Raw genomic sequence first — 16,045 nt, forward strand, 5'->3', positions numbered from 1 at the left:
AAGGTTCGGGCTACGGGCGGTCGGAATCTGGACCCGCCCGCAGCGCAAGGGCGGTTTCCGCTGCGGTCGCAGCGATCATCGTTGCCAAGGTACCGCCGCCTCGTCCATTGCCGATGTCAAAGGCGGCGTCCGGTTCGATCACCACCGCCACGGCCACGGTGGGCGCATCGGCTGGGGCCAGCAGCACGGCCCAGTTCCCGGTTTGCGTGCCGCTGCCGGACCGATCTGCGAGCTGGCCGGTCGCGATCGCTGCGGCAAGCGTGGCTCCCTCTGCAGGAGCAAGGCTGATCGAGGCCTGTTGTGCTGCGGCTGCCATGTGAGACAGCAGTCGGGCCGCAACCGTGGTGTCAAAGAGGCGCCCGGCATCGCGGGGCGCCGACTCTGCGAATGCGTCGAGCGTCGAGGGATCGTCTTCAGCCGAGCTGGCAGCAGGGCGGGCGTCGACTCGCTGCACGACGTAGGGGCGCATCCGGACACCGTCGTTGGCGACTGCTGCGGCAACTAGCGCGAGCTGCAGCGGTGTCAGCCGCACTCCGTCGTCGCCATCATCGGGGTCGCCGCTGTCCGGCTCGCCCGGCAGATCGATGCCGGTCGCACCCGGCTCCCGGCGTGCCCCCTCCAGCAGTTCGTTCCCCACCGCATCCGGCGACTCGCTGGCGCTGAGGGCGTAGCGGCGCTGGTAGGCGCGCGCCGCGGGCGGCCCAGCACCGGGCTGGTCGTTGCCGGCTGCGAGTGACACCAGCGCGCTCGGATCGAAACTGGGACGCGACCACATCGCGATGACAGCACCGGTGGCGGGATCGACAACGACGACGGCGCCGTCACGATCACCCAGCGCGGCGCGAGCGGTGAGCTGCACGCCGTGATGAACCGTCAGTGTCACGTCGCCCACCCGATCGCTGTCAGCGAACAGGTCGGCCAGCTCCCGTACAGCGATGCCGGTCGCGGTGCCTGACAGCTCGCTGTCGTAGCTGCGCTCGATCCCGCTGGCACCGGCCTCAAGCCCGAGGTAGCCCACGACGTGCGCATACAGCGGTCCGTGCGGGTACGTGCGCAGCAGCGGTACGTCGCTCTTGCCGGGATTGATCGGGGGGGCGAGGATCTCGCCCTCTGCGCTGGTGATCGCACCGCGTGCGTTGCCGATGGCCGCTGCCGCTGCACGCGTGTTGAGTTCGTGGCGGCGCAGCCCGTCCGCCGAGATGAAGCCGAGATTGGTGAGCTGCACCAGCAGGACGGCAAAGCCGGCGGCGAGCAAAAGAGTCAGCCGGACGACGCGGCGGTTCACGGGTCACCCAGCGGGACGTGCAGCGGTTCGCCTCGGGGGCTGTTGCTGGCGTTGGAGATGGCGAGCAGCAGTCCGACGGCGATGCAGTTGCCGATCATTGCCAACTGCCCGTAGGCGACGAAGGGCAGCGCGCCGACGGTGTGCGGCAGCAACCGCAGCACTCCGGCGATGGCGAAGAAGGCCTGCAGCCCGATGACCGACGCGACAGCCGCCGCCACGAGCCGATGCGTGCCTCGCGCCCGCTGCGCGATGCCTGCGCCGACGCCGACCAGCAGCATGAACGCGACGAGCAAGGCCGCAGCGCCCAGGATGCCGAGTTCTTCGGCAATGACGGCAAAGATGAAGTCGCTGTGCGGTTCATGCAGGTGCTGCGGAGCGCCGAGTCCAAGGCCCACCCCGCTGAGGCCGCCGTCGCCGATCGCGAACGCCGCGTCGACCACCGTCGCGCCCTCGGCATCGATCCACGGGTTCAGCCAGTAGCGAATCTGTGCGGACAGCCTGTCGTACACCGTCGCGACCACGCCGACGCCCACGACGTATGTCGCGATCACCCAGTGGAGTGCCCTCGCGCGAGTCGATCGGGGCACTGTCGGGATGTCGCTGCCGACGAGATCGTCGCCGTCGAGCCACAACGGCAGCCAGGCCGCCGCGAACACGATCACCGACGAGGCGAGGTCACCGCCGATGATGAGCAGTGCCCACGCACCGACCGCCGCCGCGCTGGCCCCTGCGGCGTGGCGGTGCGGAACCAAGCGGTCGCTGAGCCAGCGAGGCGCGGTCGCCGTGAGCCCGCAGGCAGCTATGACCACGACGATCTTGGCGAGACCGTAGGGCTGAACGCTCAGCAGCGACCCGAAGTTCAGCCACTGGCGCGGTGCTTCGTACGCTCCGGCCGAGACATTGGCCCCGCCCGAGAAACTCCCCGCGGCGAGCAGCAGCGCAGCAACGAGTCCGCACGCGCCGGGTCGGCTCAAGAACCAGTCGATGTGGCGGCCGGCGACCAAGGTTCCGGCGATGACCGCAAGCCCCAGCAGCACGGCTACTGCCTGCTCGGACGCCAACAGGGAGTCGATTCGAGCGACGAAGACCCAGCCGATGCCCATAAGCAGGCCGACGATCCCCAAGAGGATCTCGTTGCTGTTCGGCGCCCATCGCTTGATCGCGACGCGCACCACCGCGCCGCAGGCCACCACGGCTGCCAGCCAACCGGCGATGCCCCAGAGCGACTCGGCTGTGCCGCGCCTGCCGGCATCGCCCCAGACCGAGCTGTGCTCCACACCCAGCGCAGTGACAGCAAATGCGGTGCAGACCACCACGCCCGCGAGTGCGGCGAGGGCTGCTTCGGTGCGACGTCGCGTGCGCAGCGGGGTCCTCAGCGCGAGCGAGAACGTCGCCAGCCGCGCCGCTTCGAGGTGCTGTGCGCGCTGCCGGCTTCGACAGCCGGCTCGGTGAGCGCAGCCGTCGGTGCGGGCAGGCCCTCGATGTCGACGTCCACGACGAGCGCTGTCGAGTTGTCCCGCCCCCCTCGGTCGTTGGCCTGACGCACCAGGGCGCGCGCCACCTCGGAGGGATGGTGGTCGGCGTCGAGCAGCTCAGTGATCTCGGATTCGTCGAGCTCGTTCGTGAGCCCGTCGGTGCACAGCAGGAAGCGGTCGTTGCCGGTGAGTTCGAGGACCCAGTCGTCGATCAACACGTCGGGCTCCACGCCGATGGCACGAGTGAGTGTGTTGCGCCGGGGATGCTCGGCGGCCTGCTCCTCGGTGAGATCGCCGGCGCGGACCATCTCCGCGACAAAGTTGTGATCCACGGTGAGCTGCGTCAGCTTGCCTGCCTGGTAGCGGTACACGCGCGAGTCGCCCACGTTGACCAGGCACCAAACCCTGCTGTCGTCGCTCTGCACGACGGCGATGGCGCACAGCGTGGTGCCCATGCCCGTCAGGTCCGCGTGGGCGGTCGACCGGTGATGCACTACTTGGTTGGCATGGCGAACCGCCGCCAGCAGCTCGGCCGGCGTCGAGGGGGAATTTGCGGCGACGGTCTTCACCGCGAGGCTCGATGCAACGCTGCCGCCGAGGTGGCCGCCCATGCCGTCGGCCACCACGAACAGGCCGATGTCTGCGTACATGGCGTCCTGGTTCTCGGCGCGTCGCAGACCCCGATCTGACGCTCCGCCCCAGCGAATGCGCATCTGGCGGCCGGGGGCAGTCATGACCCTGCAGTCTCGCGGTTTTCCGATGCGGCAGCACCCGCGCGGCTGACTCCTCCCCGTCGCCGGCCGTCGATGAAGCCCGGGCAGCGGGGCACCATCATGCGCTGACCTCGAAGACGGTCGAGCCGACCTGCACGAAGTCGCCGATGCGCACCACGGTCGCGTTGTCGACTTTCTGGCGGTTGAGGTACGTCCCGTTCGTGGAGCCCAAGTCCTCCAGCAGATGCTGGCTGCCGTCGCGGTAGAGACGGGCATGAGCCTGCGACGAGTAGCTGTCGTCGATGATCACATCGCACTCGGGACTGCGCCCGATGGTCAGCGCGTCGGCCAGCAGGTGCCGTTCTCCCTGGGCGCTCAACGGCGAGCGCACGACGAGCGCTGCCGGCTGCGGGGCGGCGTTGCCGTTGGCGGGCCCGCCGTTTCGCAATGTGCGGATCGACCTCCAGCCGAGGTGATTGCGAGGTGCTGCGACACCGGCCCACACGGCGCGCATCACGCGGAAGAAGAACAGGTACAGCAACACGAGCACGCACAGCGCGAGCAGCCGCACCAACTGTTCGGACATCAGTCCAGCTCCAGCCGCAGCTCGTGAGTGCCGATGGTGACGACATCGCCGTGCGACAAGCGCTCGCTGGTGACCTCGACGCCGTTCAGCAGCGTGCCGTTCACGCTGGCGAGGTCCACCAGCAACAGGCCGTCCGCGCTGGCGCTGATCTGCGCATGCCGCCGTGAGACCTTCGGCCCGTTGAGCACGATGTCGCAGTCGTCACGCCGCCCGATGACCGTCGAAGAGCCGAGTTCGTGGCACTGTCCGTCGCTGCCGACCAGGCTGGCGCCACCCACGGCGGCCCAGTGTAGGAGCGGAGGTTCGCGGGCTAGTCTGTTCGCCCCACGCGCGAGTGGCGGAATTGGCAGACGCGCAGGCTTCAGGTGCCTGTGCCCGCAAGGGTGTGAGGGTTCAAGTCCCTCCTCGCGCACCGCACCGAGCCGACGTACGGCAGAGGGCTCGTCCCGCCCGGGCTAAGGCAGCGGCAAGACCAAGAACCCCAAGGCCAAGAAGTCCAAGGTCGTCTTCAAGAACCTGAAACCCGGCGTCACGTACAACGTGTGGATCCGCGCTCAGGGCCACGCCGGCAAGGGCGAGCGGGTCAACGCCACCATCACCCTGCCCCAGGAGTGATTCCCTGAAAGGGCGCCTTGCTCGGCTGTTTCAATATTCGATTTTGAAATAGCCGACTTCGGTTAGGCTCTCGGTGATGACGGTTTTCAGGGATCTAGCCCCGGGGCTGGAGCAGGCGGCCCGGCACGCACCGGCGATCACGCTCACCGGTCCGCGCCAGAGCGGCAAGACCACCCTGAGCCGGGCGGTGTTCCCCGAGCATCCCTATGTGAGCTTGGAGGCGCCCGATGTTCGCTCGTTCGCGGTCGACGACCCCCGTGGGTTTCTGGCCCAGTTCCCCAGGGGGGCGATCATCGACGAGGTCCAGCGGGCGCCGGATGTGCCGTCGTATCTCCAGGGGCTCATCGATGCCGACCCGACTCCGGGGCAGTGGATCCTCACCGGCTCCCAGAACTTCTCGTTGGTGGAATCGGTCAACCAGTCGCTGGCCGGCCGCACCGCGGTTCACCACTTGCTGCCGCTGAGCCGGGGGGAGGCGATCCGCTTCCCCCACTGCTCTCGCAATCTCGAGGAGGTTCTGCTCACTGGCGGCTATCCCCGCATCTTCGACCGCGGCCTTGACCCCAGCGATTGGATCGGCTCCTACATTGCCACCTACATCGAGCGCGACGTGCGAACGCTGCGCAACGTGGGCGACCTCTCGGCTTTCGGCAGGTTTGTGCAGCTCTGCGCGGGCCGCACCGCGCAGCTCGCCAATCTCTCGTCCCTGGCCGATGACTGCGGGGTATCCCAGCCCACGGCGAAGGCCTGGCTCAGCATCCTGGAAGCCAGCTTCGTGGTGTTCCTGCTGCCGCCGTTCCACACCAACCTCCGCAAGCGGCTGGTGAAGATGCCCAAGCTGCACTTCTACGACACCGCACTCGCCTGCCACCTCCTGGGCATCCGCACCGCCGAGCAACTGGTGTCGCACCCTCTGAGGGGCCCGCTGTTCGAGACCTGGGTCGTGTCGGAGATTCTCAAACAGCGCACCCACCAAGGCCGCAGCGGCGCCCTGTCGTTCTACCGCGACCGCAGCGGAACCGAGGTCGACCTCGTCATCGAGCACCCCGAAAGGCTGACCCTGGTAGAGACGAAATCGGCCGCCACGCCCTCTTCGGGCTTTCTCAACACCGCCCGGAAGGTGGCGGGCCATCTCCAAGACCACAGCGCCTGCGACCTGTTCGCGGTCTACGGGGGTGATCAATCCCAATCCCGCACCCAGGGACAACTGGTCCCCTGGGCGCAGCTGCACGAGTCAGCCCTAGCCCAAGGAGTCTGAATCGGGTCAACGCCGCCATCACCTTGCCCGAGGAGTGAGCAGCAACCGACGTAGCGGCGACAGGTTAGGGATTTCCTGATTGACAGCCCTAACGATCCCCTGGAGCCGGTGCCGTACCGTCGCAAGTACCAGCACCGGGTCGATGCAAGGTGCGTGCCGGCCACGAGGACCGAGCTGCTGGGGGCCCTGTTCGCCAACCTGGCGGCTGACCCTTCGAACATGCCGTCGCAGACGACGGCAAGCATCTGAACAAGGCGGGCCTTCGCGTTTTCTTGGGATTCGGGCTGCTGGCTCGGTGCCAGTCGAGGATCTCCTCGTGCCAGGCCAGGAACGTGTCGACGACGTCGCTGAACTCGGGTATCTGGCCGGTGCCGTAGATGTCGGCGCGGACACTTGGGCGAACGAGTCGTGGCGATACACCGGGCACGCCAACGTGTGGGGGCTCATGTCGCTCGATGTCGAGCAGGGGCTGCTGTACGTGCCCACGAGCACGCCCAGCAGCGACTACTGGGGCGGGCGCCGCAAAGGGGCGAATTTGTTCGCCGAGTCGCTGGTGGCACTCGATGCGCGCACCGGCGAGCGGCGGTGGCACTTCCAGGCGGTGCATCACGGTCTGTGGGACTACGACCTTGCCGCAGCGCCGAATCTGGTGACGATCACCGTGGACGGGCGCGAGATCGACGCTGTCGCACTGGTGTCCAAGCAGGGCTTCACCTACGTGTTCGACCGGGAGACGGGCGAGCCGGTATGGCCGATCACCGAGCGGGCCGTGGACACGTACACCGATGTCCCCGGCGAGGAGGTGTACCCGGCGCAGCCGTTCCCCTCCAAGCCCCCGCCGTTCGCTCAGCAAGGCATATCGCTTGACGACGCCAACGACCTGACACCGGAGATTCACGCGCTCGCTGTGGCCGAGATGGGTCGATTCCGACTCGGCCCGCTGTTCACTCCGCCGAGCCTGCAGGGGACGCTCCAGCGCCCAGGCGACAGCGGCGGCGCCAACTGGGGCGGCGCGGCCTTCGACCCCGACACCGGGCTGCTCTACGTGCGCACTTCCGAGGACGTCGAAACCAACCAGGTCTGCGAAAACACTGGCGACGACCCACGCGTCGACGCCCCGTACAGCAACAACTGCCCCTACGGCGCAACACGCGTCATGTTTCGTGAGGCCGGCGGGCCGGGAGCAGTCGAGACCCCCGCCAGCGCGCTCGGCCCGATCCCGCTGATCAAGCCGCCGTGGGCGCGTTTGGTGGCGATCGATCTCAACGCCGGCGAGATCGCTTGGAGAGTTCCCTTCGGGCAAGGCAGCGACGAGATCCGCAACCATCCGCTGCTGCGCGGCGTCGACCTGCCCGAGCGGCTGGGCACCGTCGGCAACTCCGGTCCGCTGGCGACCAAAGGCGGTCTGGTTTTCCTGGGCGGCGGCGAGCCCTATCTCTATGCGTTCGACAGCGCCACGGGTGCCGAACTCTGGCGTGGCGCAACGCCGCACGCGACCTACGCGAACCCCATGACCTACCAGACGGCCTCAGGACGGCAATACGTCGTCATAGCCTCAGGCCGGGGAGCCGACGCCGTACTCGTCGCGTTCGCACTGCCTCAGCAATAGGTCGCCCACGGCGAGATCTCGCTTCGCGCCGTGGTGGCCGGTCAGGGTGTCAGTCCAGGGTCAGCTGTGCGCTGACTGCCTCATGCACTCCTAGAACCCGAGAAACGTGCAGCGGCGCCAGAAAGAACGTGGAGCGAGCTCCGGATGGTCGCGAACTGCTTGGTCAGACCAGTGCCGAGCTTATGACTGCGCCGGCAGGGGCAGCGCTGGCGGTGGGTTACGCAGCGCGCCGGATTTTGTCGGCGTTCTTCAGTGCTTCGCGAGCGGACAGTGTGCTCATGCGGTCGCGGTTGCGGGCGACGTAGTTCTCGACGGTCGGCAGGTCGGTCCATGCGAGCGAGCGCAGTGCCCACCCGATGCCCTTGCGGACGAAGAAGTCGGTGTGGGACAGGTTGGGTTCGATGCAATCGAAGAGCAGGTCGAGATCGGTCTCGTCCTTTCTGTTGATCTGGCAGATGATCGACGACCTGCGCTTCCACATGTCGCTGTCGCCGCTCCATGAGCGCATGTGGCCGGGCATGTCGCCGGGATAGGCCTCGAGCAGCTCACGCAGGCGGTGCGTGGCGACGTCGTCGACGTAGTCCCACCAGGCGCCGGTAACGACGAACTCTTCGAACATCGGCAGCGTGTCGAGCGTGCGGAAGGGCCGGCACTTCGGCGCGCCGGCGATGTCGAGCGCGATGTAGCGCTCCTCCCGGAACTCGGCGTTGCGCCAGAGCTCGAAGACCGTGTGCTGCCAGACCGTCTTGTCATCGAACGGGTGAGTACGCAGGAGTGCGCTGAGAAGCTTGCGGCGGGCCGGCTTCTGCACGCCGCGATAGGGCATCTCCGACTTCATGTAGGCACGCATGGGTTCGGCCTTGTCGGGGTCGGCATGGTCGGCGAGGGCGCGGCGGATGTCGGCAACGAGCTGAGTGTTCGCCATGATCAGAGCTGCCCGCCTTGGGCCCTTGTGCGACCGTGCATGCGCCGGCTACAGCGCGCCTTCGTGCTGGAGCAGCTGGGTCTTGAGGTCGAGCCCACCGCCGAATCCGGTGAGCGAGCCGTCGGCGCCGATGACCCGGTGGCAGGGAAGCACGATCGGCACCGGGTTGCGGCCGTTGGCCTGGCCGATGGCTCGCACAGCCTTGGGCCTGCCGACGAGAGCGGCCTGCTCGCCGTAGCTGCGGGTGCTGCCGTAGGGGATGTCGCCGAGTGCCCGCCAGGCTGCCTCCTGAAACGGTGTGCCGCGCAGGTCGAGCGGCACATCGAAGCTGGTGCGGTCGCCGTCGAAGTACTCGTTGAGCTCATGCGCTGCTTGACGCAGGATCGGATGGTCGGGGTCTTCGACCATGTCGTCGGGCAGCTTGACCGATGTCTCGTCGCCGCGCCACGACACGGCACGCAGTCCCTCGTCGGTCGCCACGAGGCCCAACGGCCCGATGGGACTGTCGATGGTGGTGTGCCAATGCGCATCTTCGTCTGGGACGGTGCTGCTTGGGGTGGACGGCGGTGGATTCATGTGTCGTTTCCTGGATCGGGATGGGGTCAGTGCGAGCGAGAATCTGGTGGGCGTGGACTGGACGCCGCGGCGGCATGCCACAGGTGCTGTGCAGCCCACGAACGGTAGGGGCGCCACGACTCGGCCAGCGCCTTCAGCTCACGGGCGGAGACGGGGTGGCCCAGCAGACCCTCGGCGGCCCGGCGCAAGCCAAGGTCTGAGGCGGGGAACGCATCGTCGTGACCCAAGACCCGCATAGCGATGAGGTGCGCGGTCCATGGGCCGATGCCGGGCAGTTCACAGAGCCGTTCCACGGTGTCTTCGAGCGTGTCTGTGGCACTCAAGTCGAGATCGCCGCTCGCTACCGTCTTCGACAGGCCCACGATGGTGTCGATACGGCGCTGGGTGAAGCCCAGCCCAGCGAATCCGGACGGTCCGGCATCGGCCAGGCTCGCCGCACCCGGGAACAGGTGGGTCAGGGGCACTTGGACGTCGACGCAGCACTCCGACGGGGCGTCGAAGGGCGTGCCGAAGCGCTGAGCAATCCGGCTGCACATCGTGGAGGCCGCTGCCAGTGAGATCTGTTGGTTGACGACGATGCGTATGGCGGTCTCGAACCGGTCCCACGACCGCGGCACTCGCAGCCCGGGCGCGTGGCGCACCAGGGGACCGATGAGCGGATCGTCTGCGAGAGCGGCTTCGGCCGGCGACGGGTCTTCGTCCGCGCCGAGCATCGCCCGGCAGCGGCTTACGGCATCGATGATCGAGTCGTACGTCGGCAGGTGCAGCCGCAGCTGCGGCTGGTTGCGTTCGCCACCGGCATCCTCAGGCACAGCGGCGGTGCCGTTGGGCCCGGCCGCCATAGAGGCGGCGTCATTCGGCCCGGCCGCCATAGAGGCGGCGTTGTCGGGCATCGCCAGTTCGGCGATGCCGGGGTGACCGCAGGCGCTGAAGCTGCGGATATAGCTGGGGTTCCCGCCGGGATCAACGCCGACGGCTTCGACCCCGGCGATGACGCGAGCGGCCTGGTGCGAGATGAACGCCTCGAAATCGAACGGCGCCAGGTACGGCACCGTGAGCACGAGACCGCCGTCGAGCTGAGGGCGCTCGCCCTGCCGCCGCTTTGAACGCAGTTCGGTGGGCGTGAAGCAGAACACCGAAGTGATGGCCCGGTGCAGTTGGCGCGGCCCGCCGAAGCCCGCAGCCCGGGCGATCTCGCCGAACGTCAGGTCGGTGTCGTCGATCAGGCAGCGGGCGAAGTGCGCACGGCGTGAGCGGGCGATGGTGGTGGGCGTCGCGCCGACGTGGTGCTCGAACAGCCGCCGCAGTTGGCGGGCGCTGTAGCCCACGTGCGCCGCGAGCGCCTCTTCGTCGTGATCGTCCAGGTAGCCGTCGTTGATCCGCAGCAGGGCCGCCCCGACCGGCGCAGGCACGTCCAGATCGGCGAGCGACCCGGCTTGGCGTTCTGGATGGCAGCGCAGGCATGGGCGGAATCCGTTCGCCTCTGCGGCCACCGGGTTGGAGTACTGCGTCACGTTGTGCGGCAGCGGTTGCGCCGAGCAATCCGCCCGGCAGTAGATGCCCGTCGTGCGAACGGCCGATACCTGCATGAGGCGAGTCTGGCAGCTCGCATCAGACACAAACGGACATCCCGAATCGTGTCCGTTTGTGTCCGATACAGCGAGCGGTCATCGAAGACCGCTGAATGGCGACGGTGAGATCAGGTCTCGTCCGAGGTGCCCGTAGCGGCGGCCCGGGGGGCACGGCGGCGGCGCAGCCACCACCACGCCACGACGAGCGCGATCGCGATGACCGGCAGGAACGGCAGCAGCGCACCGATGATGAGCAGCACGGCGTTGCCGACGGCAACCAGTGCGTTCCAGCCGCCCCTCAGCGCATCGCCGAAGGTCGGTGGCGTGTCCTCTTCGGTGACAAAGAGATACAGACCCTGGCTGCGGGCCAGCCGGGCCAGTTCGGTGCCGGTCTCGGTGACGGGCACGGCACTCAATCCAACGTTGATCTCCAGCCCGCGGGTCGCCACCCGCCCAGCGATGCGCCCGTCCGTGACCGGCAGGGCCAGCGTGGCAACCGCTCGCTCGCCGGGCTCGATCCGCTCGAGATCGACGCCGTCCGGCACGATCAGGTCGTCGGTGTTGAACCGCAGCTCATTCGAGCTCAGCATCACCTCGGTCAGCACTGTCTCGCCTTCGTTCTCCAGCTCAAAGCAGAAGCCCACATCACCGTCCGGCGGCGTTGCCAGGTCGGTGAACCCGAGGCACGGGTCCTCGTCGCCGGCTGCCATCCAGGCCCGCAAGATCACCGAGGTGCGCGGGACCGCCTCAACCGACTCCGTGATCGACAGCGTGATCGTGGCCAGGTCCACCCGGTCGCGCAGCGAGCGAAGTTGCCCACGAAGTCGCTCCAGATCGGTCTCGCGGCTCGCCAGCTCGCGTTCCAGCTCGGCGACGCCTTCCACGTCGGTGGCCTGCGACAGGAATTCGCGCAACCGGTTCACGCTGATCTCGGCAGTCGAGATGCGACTGTTCAGGTCGACGACGATGTCGGTGACATCCTCGGCGTTCACCGACTGCTCAACCAGTTCGCCCACGTTGGACAGCCGCTCCAACGCAGTCGAGAACTGCTCGGGCCGGACCTTGAAGGTCAGCGTGGTGTAGGCACGGTCTTGGGTGCGTGTGTCCTGGGAGAACGTGAACCCGCCGAGTCCTTGGATGATCGAGTTGGCCTGCGCCGCCGCGGCGGCCACGTCGGCCGTCTCCACCGAGATCCACGCCGTGTAGATGATGTCCCGGCCGAGATCGGCAGGCACAGCGGGCACCCCTGCAGCCAGGGTGCTCGTGCCAGAGTCGTCCGACATATCTTCTTCGGCGGCGGCGCCGCTCGAAGTCAGCTGGACCTCCCTGGCCTCTTCCGCCATGGCCATCTCTTCTCCGTCGTCCGAGGCTGGCGCGGCTGTCGGTGCATCTTCTTGGCTGGCCATCTCCACAGTCGCTGCCGGTGCGTCGCCGTCGGCATCGTCGTCGCCGCTGCCAGCGCAGGCGGACATCAGCAGCAGCAGCGCCGCTGCGACGGCCAGCCATCGTGCCCATCTGCCTGAGTTTCTGCTGGTCCGGCGGTTGCTTGGAACGGTCATAGCGTCCCCTCCCTCGGTTGGCTGCTCATCGAGCGGCACTACCTGAGTGACTCCCATGGTCCCGTGGTCGTTCCGGCAGCGCCATTGCAGTTCAGTGTCGGTCGCGAGACCATGGCGCGCCTGCGCTGTCATGCGCGTCGGGGCGCCGTCAGCGGAAGGCGGGAATGCTGGTGATCTGCTGGCCCAGGATCAGCCCGTGGATTTCCTCGGTGCCCTCGTAGGTCATGACCGATTCCATGTTGGCCGCATGGCGCATCGGCGCGTACTCCGTCGAGACGCCGTTGGCGCCCATCATCGCCCGGGCGGTGCGGGCCGTGTCGATGGCCACGCGGCAGTTGTGCCGCTTGGCCATCGAGATGTGATGCGGTCGCAGCCGGTGCTGTTCCTTGAGCTGGCCCAGCCGCATGGCCTGCAGGTTGGCGTTGGTGATGTCGGTGAGCATGTCGGCGAACTTGATCTGGCTGATCTGGAAGCTGGCCAGCGGCTTGCCGAACTGGGGGCGCTCAAGCTGGTAGCTGAGCGCCTGTTCGTAGCAACAGCGGGCCACACCCACGGCACCGAAGGCAATGCCGAAGCGGGCCTCGGACAAACAGCTCAGCGGCGCGCCGATGCTGAGCGCGTCGGGCAGGCGCATCGACTCGGGCACTTCGACGTCGTCCATGTAGAACTCGCCGGTCACCGAGGCCCGCAGCGAGAGCTTGTTCTGGATCTTGCGAGCCTCGAAGCCGGGCGAGTCGGTCGGCACCAGGAAGCCCCGGAAGCCGTCGTCGGTGTTGGCCCACACGATGGCCAGATCGGCCAGCCCGGCGTTGGTGATCCACCGCTTGGCGCCGTTGAGGATCCACGTATCGCCTCGGCGCACTGCCCGGGTGGTCATCGAGGCCGGGTCGGAGCCGTGGTCGGGTTCGGTCAGCCCGAAGCAGCCGATGACCTCGCCGGCGGCCATGCGCGGCAGCCAGTGCTCCTTCTGCTCGGTTGAGCCGTAGCGCCAGATCGGGAACATGCACAGCGATCCCTGCACCGACACGAAGCTGCGCAGCCCGCTGTCGCCGGCTTCGAGCTCGCGGCAGGCCACGCCGTACGCCATGGCCGAGGCGCCTGCGCATCCGTAGCCGTCGAGGTGCATGCCGAGCAGGCCCATGTCGGCGATCGTCGGGATCAGCTCCATCGGGAACGTGCCTGCTTCGAAGTGCTCGCCCACGATCGGATCCCACTCTTTGGCCACGAACGTGGCGACCGTGTCGCGGATCATGGTTTCCTCGTCGGACAGGAATTCGTCCATCTCGTAGAAGTCCGACAGCGGTGCAGGCGTTTGGCTCATGGGCGCATACTGCCGCGCTGGCACCCGACGGGCCAACCCGAGCGTGCCCTTTCGCGCGGCTGGTGAGTACTGTGCGCTGCCATGGGTGACGACACCGCCGCTGATTCGCAGGCACGCCAGCCCGGCGAGAGCCGGTTGTATTTTCGCCAGCTGCTGTCGGGCCAGGACTTCGCCACCAGCGACCCGATCGCCCGCCAGATGGTGAACTTCGCCTACCTCATCGGCGACCGGGAGACCCGCGAGGCGGTCGCGGTGGACCCGGCGTATGCCGTCGACGACTTGCTCGACATCCTCGCCGAAGACGAGATGCAGCTCACCGGCGTGCTGGCCACGCACTTCCACGCCGATCACATCGGCGGGAACATGATGGGCTACAACATCGAGGGCGTCGCCCAGCTGCTCGAGCGTCAGGGCACGAAGATCCACCTGCAGGCGCCCGAGGCCGAACTGGTGCGCAAGACCACCGGCATCTCGATGAGCGACATGGAGCTGCACGCTCCTGGCGATGTGGTGTCGGTGGGTGCGGTGGACATCGAGCTGCTGCACACCCCCGGGCACACCCCTGGCAGCCAGTGCTTCTTGGTGGGCGGGGCGCTCGTGGCCGGCGACACCCTGTTCCTGGACGGCTGCGGACGGATGGACCTGCCCGGCAGCGATCCGGCTGCGATGTACCGCTCGCTCCACGACACGCTTGCCAAGGTGCCCGACTCGGCCGTGCTGTTTCCCGGCCACCGGTACTCGTTCGAACCCAGTGCCACCATGGGCCAGACACGCCAGATGAACTACGTCTTCAAGCCGCGCAGCGAGGCGCAGTGGCTGATGATGTTCGGGCAGGGTTGAGAGCGGTGCCCTGCGCCGAGCGTGTGATGGCGGCGCAGTGGCTGATGATGTTCGGGCAGGGTTGATGGCTCCGCTGCCGCCCGTGGTGAGCGCCGCAGAGCTGTCTGGCCGCGACGACGTCGTGCTGTGCGACGTGCGCTGGTATCTCGACGGCCGGTCCGGCCATGACGCCTACCTCGAAGGCCACATCGCCGGGGCCATCTGGGTGGACCTCGACGCGCATCTGTCCGCGCACGGCGCGCCCGGGCATGGCCGCCATCCATTGCCGACCGCGCAGAGCTTCGCCGCATCCTTGGGAGTCCTGGGTATCGGCCCCGACGACCCGGTAGTGGCGTACGACGACCTGAACGGCACTGCCGCAGGCCGGATGGTGTGGATGCTGCGAGTGCTCGGCCACGATGCGGCACTGCTCGACGGCGGCCTGGGCTCGTGGACGGGTGCCACCGAGACGGCGCCGAGCACGCGAGCCGCCCGCGAGTGCCCGGTGCGAGCCTGGCCGGAAGGCGCATTCGTCGGCATCGACGCTGCGGCCGACGCTGGTGCCAGCCCAGAGATCGTGCTCATCGATGCCCGCGGGGGCGACCGCTACCGCGGCGAGACCGAGCCGGTCGATCCGCGTCCGGGCCACATTCCCGGAGCAGTCAATGTGCCGATGACCGAGAATCTGGGCCCCGAGGGTCGCTTTGCTGACCCCGCAACGCTGCGCGCCCGCTATGAGGCCGAGGGCGTCGAGACCCCAGTGTCGGCGGACGCCGTGAGCGCTCGCAACAACGCTGTCGTGTACTGCGGCTCAGGTGTCAGTGCCTGCATGGACGCCCTGGCCATGGAGCGTGCCGGCCTCGGCCGTCCGCGGGTGTACATCGGCTCATGGTCGCAGTGGAGCCACACCGACCGGCCCTCTGGCACTGACTGAGAGCTGCCGCTGCGGCAAGCGCCAAGGGACCTGCCGTCTGCACGGTGAGTCCCGATCTACGTCGGGGAGCCGGGGGGCGGGCCTGCGGAGGTGAAGCGCGCATCGGGCGGGTCGACGGCCCATCCCGCATCCTGGTCCCAGCGATCCTCGTACACCAGCTCGCGCAGCGGCCGTCGCCGCACGGGGCCGTGGCGCCCCGCAGGCCGCCCGAGCGGGATGGTGGCATGGATCGCCACGCCCTCGGGAATGCCGAGCAGCTCGCGTAGCTCGTCCTCGACATCGTGGTGCCAACCGGTGATGACACCGCCATAGCCGAGCGCCCGTGCCGCCAGCAGCAGGTTCTGCACCGCCGGGTACACCGATGCGCCCTCGGCGTAGGTGGGCTTCCGGTAGCGCACCAAGCACGCCAGGACCACCACCGGCGTCTCCTCGAAGTGGTCCACGAAGTGCTGCATGGTGCGCGCCATGCGGGCCTTGGGCGAGTCGTCAGCAGCGCCGGAGCCCTGCGTGTAGCCGTCGCCCGAGCGCTTCGCATTCCAGCCGTCACGAAAGCACTGGCCGAGCAGGGCCTTCGCCTGCTGCGCTGCCGGCCCGTCGCGCAGCACCACGAAGCGGAACATCTGCCGGTTGGAGCCGCTGGGCGCCCGGCTGGCATGCCACAGGATCGATGCCAGATCCTCGTCGGGGATCGGCTCGGGCAGGTAGCGGCGGATTGCCCGGGTTGTCGCAAGACCCTCGAGCAGCCCGATCGGCTGCGGCTCGGCTTCATTCATCATCGGTCTCGTTTGTGTTGTGTCGG

Annotated in this window: 15 protein-coding genes, 1 tRNA gene and 1 pseudogene; 6 read left to right on the top strand and 11 right to left on the bottom strand. The window is 68.0% G+C overall.

The annotated features are described in order from the left end of the window. Window positions 1-10: 10 nt before the first annotated feature. The 5 genes from ACOGI8_RS00675 to ACOGI8_RS00695 all read right to left on the bottom strand — a co-directional run bounded on the left by ACOGI8_RS00675 (window position 11) and on the right by ACOGI8_RS00695 (window position 4,337). Complete coding sequence (locus tag ACOGI8_RS00675; RefSeq protein WP_419854988.1) at window positions 11-1,285, bottom strand: penicillin-binding transpeptidase domain-containing protein; 1,275 nt, start codon at window positions 1,283-1,285, stop codon at window positions 11-13. After that, a complete protein-coding gene (locus ACOGI8_RS00680) occupies window positions 1,282-2,601 on the bottom strand; it encodes an FtsW/RodA/SpoVE family cell cycle protein (protein ID WP_419854989.1) in 1,320 nt (439 codons plus the stop codon). The genes ACOGI8_RS00675 and ACOGI8_RS00680 overlap by 4 nt, the downstream gene beginning before the upstream one ends. A gap of 56 nt (window positions 2,602-2,657) precedes the next feature. Further along, complete coding sequence (locus ACOGI8_RS00685) at window positions 2,658-3,494, bottom strand: Stp1/IreP family PP2C-type Ser/Thr phosphatase (RefSeq protein ID WP_419854990.1); 837 nt, start codon at window positions 3,492-3,494, stop codon at window positions 2,658-2,660. Between the two features lie 97 nt (window positions 3,495-3,591). Further along, window positions 3,592-4,059 (bottom strand): FHA domain-containing protein, encoded by a 468-nt coding sequence (locus ACOGI8_RS00690; RefSeq protein ID WP_419854991.1) that lies wholly within the window; start codon window positions 4,057-4,059, stop codon window positions 3,592-3,594. After that, the gene (locus tag ACOGI8_RS00695; protein ID WP_419854992.1) at window positions 4,059-4,337 is read right to left on the bottom strand and encodes an FHA domain-containing protein; all 279 of its coding nucleotides are present in this window, start codon (window positions 4,335-4,337) and stop codon (window positions 4,059-4,061) included. Before ACOGI8_RS00695 ends, ACOGI8_RS00690 begins: the two co-directional genes overlap by 1 nt. A 50-nt stretch (window positions 4,338-4,387) precedes the next feature. Between ACOGI8_RS00695 and ACOGI8_RS00700 the strand changes: the two genes are divergently transcribed. From ACOGI8_RS00700 to ACOGI8_RS00715, 4 genes and pseudogenes are all read left to right on the top strand, one after another. Continuing rightward, window positions 4,388-4,471 (top strand) — tRNA-Leu (locus tag ACOGI8_RS00700). 86 nt (window positions 4,472-4,557) lie between these two features. After that, window positions 4,558-4,674: pseudogene (locus ACOGI8_RS00705) on the top strand (hypothetical protein); the annotation flags it as partial. A gap of 76 nt (window positions 4,675-4,750) precedes the next feature. After that, window positions 4,751-5,932: an ATP-binding protein gene (locus ACOGI8_RS00710; protein WP_419854993.1), complete on the top strand. Its 1,182-nt coding sequence runs from the start codon at window positions 4,751-4,753 to the stop codon at window positions 5,930-5,932. 316 nt (window positions 5,933-6,248) lie between these two features. Continuing rightward, the gene (locus ACOGI8_RS00715; protein WP_419854994.1) at window positions 6,249-7,541 is read left to right on the top strand and encodes a PQQ-binding-like beta-propeller repeat protein; all 1,293 of its coding nucleotides are present in this window, start codon (window positions 6,249-6,251) and stop codon (window positions 7,539-7,541) included. A 217-nt stretch (window positions 7,542-7,758) separates the two neighbouring features. On the opposite strand, the gene ACOGI8_RS00720 is transcribed toward ACOGI8_RS00715, so the two are convergent. The 5 genes from ACOGI8_RS00720 to ACOGI8_RS00740 all read right to left on the bottom strand — a co-directional run bounded on the left by ACOGI8_RS00720 (window position 7,759) and on the right by ACOGI8_RS00740 (window position 13,493). Next, entirely contained in the window at window positions 7,759-8,466 is a 708-nt protein-coding gene (locus ACOGI8_RS00720; RefSeq protein WP_419854995.1) for a DNA alkylation repair protein, read from the bottom strand. A gap of 48 nt (window positions 8,467-8,514) precedes the next feature. After that, on the bottom strand, window positions 8,515-9,042 hold the full coding sequence (locus ACOGI8_RS00725) for a methylated-DNA--[protein]-cysteine S-methyltransferase (protein ID WP_419854996.1): 528 nt from the start codon (window positions 9,040-9,042) through the stop codon (window positions 8,515-8,517). Window positions 9,043-9,068: 26 nt separating this feature from the next. Continuing rightward, complete coding sequence (locus tag ACOGI8_RS00730) at window positions 9,069-10,631, bottom strand: AlkA N-terminal domain-containing protein (RefSeq protein ID WP_419854997.1); 1,563 nt, start codon at window positions 10,629-10,631, stop codon at window positions 9,069-9,071. Window positions 10,632-10,741: 110 nt separating this feature from the next. Then, window positions 10,742-12,172 carry a DUF4349 domain-containing protein gene (locus ACOGI8_RS00735; RefSeq protein ID WP_419854998.1) on the bottom strand — a complete coding sequence of 477 codons (1,431 nt, stop codon included), beginning with the start codon at window positions 12,170-12,172 and terminating at the stop codon, window positions 10,742-10,744. Between the two features lie 148 nt (window positions 12,173-12,320). Then, the gene (locus ACOGI8_RS00740) at window positions 12,321-13,493 is read right to left on the bottom strand and encodes an acyl-CoA dehydrogenase family protein (RefSeq protein ID WP_419854999.1); all 1,173 of its coding nucleotides are present in this window, start codon (window positions 13,491-13,493) and stop codon (window positions 12,321-12,323) included. A gap of 81 nt (window positions 13,494-13,574) precedes the next feature. Between ACOGI8_RS00740 and ACOGI8_RS00745 the strand changes: the two genes are divergently transcribed. Then, on the top strand, window positions 13,575-14,333 hold the full coding sequence (locus ACOGI8_RS00745) for an MBL fold metallo-hydrolase (RefSeq protein WP_419855000.1): 759 nt from the start codon (window positions 13,575-13,577) through the stop codon (window positions 14,331-14,333). 64 nt (window positions 14,334-14,397) lie between these two features. Continuing rightward, the gene (locus ACOGI8_RS00750; RefSeq protein ID WP_419855001.1) at window positions 14,398-15,246 is read left to right on the top strand and encodes a sulfurtransferase; all 849 of its coding nucleotides are present in this window, start codon (window positions 14,398-14,400) and stop codon (window positions 15,244-15,246) included. A gap of 56 nt (window positions 15,247-15,302) precedes the next feature. Here the strand turns inward: ACOGI8_RS00750 and ACOGI8_RS00755 are convergent, their stop codons facing one another. Further along, window positions 15,303-16,022 carry a nitroreductase family protein gene (locus tag ACOGI8_RS00755; protein ID WP_419855002.1) on the bottom strand — a complete coding sequence of 240 codons (720 nt, stop codon included), beginning with the start codon at window positions 16,020-16,022 and terminating at the stop codon, window positions 15,303-15,305. Window positions 16,023-16,045: the final 23 nt, after the last annotated feature.

The organism is Candidatus Poriferisodalis sp., from assembly GCF_965204195.1.
Classification (GTDB): Bacteria; Actinomycetota; Acidimicrobiia; order Acidimicrobiales; family Poriferisodalaceae; genus Poriferisodalis.

Coding starts and splice junctions, on each gene's coding strand:
- ACOGI8_RS00755 (WP_419855002.1), bottom strand. CDS start 16,022: ATGATGAATGAAGCCGAGCCGCAGCCGATCGGGCTGCTCGAGGGTCTT.
- ACOGI8_RS00690 (WP_419854991.1), bottom strand. CDS start 4,059: ATGTCCGAACAGTTGGTGCGGCTGCTCGCGCTGTGCGTGCTCGTGTTG.
- ACOGI8_RS00750 (WP_419855001.1), top strand. CDS start 14,398: ATGGCTCCGCTGCCGCCCGTGGTGAGCGCCGCAGAGCTGTCTGGCCGC.
- ACOGI8_RS00685 (WP_419854990.1), bottom strand. CDS start 3,494: ATGACTGCCCCCGGCCGCCAGATGCGCATTCGCTGGGGCGGAGCGTCA.
- ACOGI8_RS00740 (WP_419854999.1), bottom strand. CDS start 13,493: ATGAGCCAAACGCCTGCACCGCTGTCGGACTTCTACGAGATGGACGAA.
- ACOGI8_RS00720 (WP_419854995.1), bottom strand. CDS start 8,466: ATGGCGAACACTCAGCTCGTTGCCGACATCCGCCGCGCCCTCGCCGAC.
- ACOGI8_RS00730 (WP_419854997.1), bottom strand. CDS start 10,631: ATGCAGGTATCGGCCGTTCGCACGACGGGCATCTACTGCCGGGCGGAT.
- ACOGI8_RS00735 (WP_419854998.1), bottom strand. CDS start 12,172: ATGACCGTTCCAAGCAACCGCCGGACCAGCAGAAACTCAGGCAGATGG.
- ACOGI8_RS00710 (WP_419854993.1), top strand. CDS start 4,751: ATGACGGTTTTCAGGGATCTAGCCCCGGGGCTGGAGCAGGCGGCCCGG.
- ACOGI8_RS00745 (WP_419855000.1), top strand. CDS start 13,575: ATGGGTGACGACACCGCCGCTGATTCGCAGGCACGCCAGCCCGGCGAG.
- ACOGI8_RS00725 (WP_419854996.1), bottom strand. CDS start 9,042: ATGAATCCACCGCCGTCCACCCCAAGCAGCACCGTCCCAGACGAAGAT.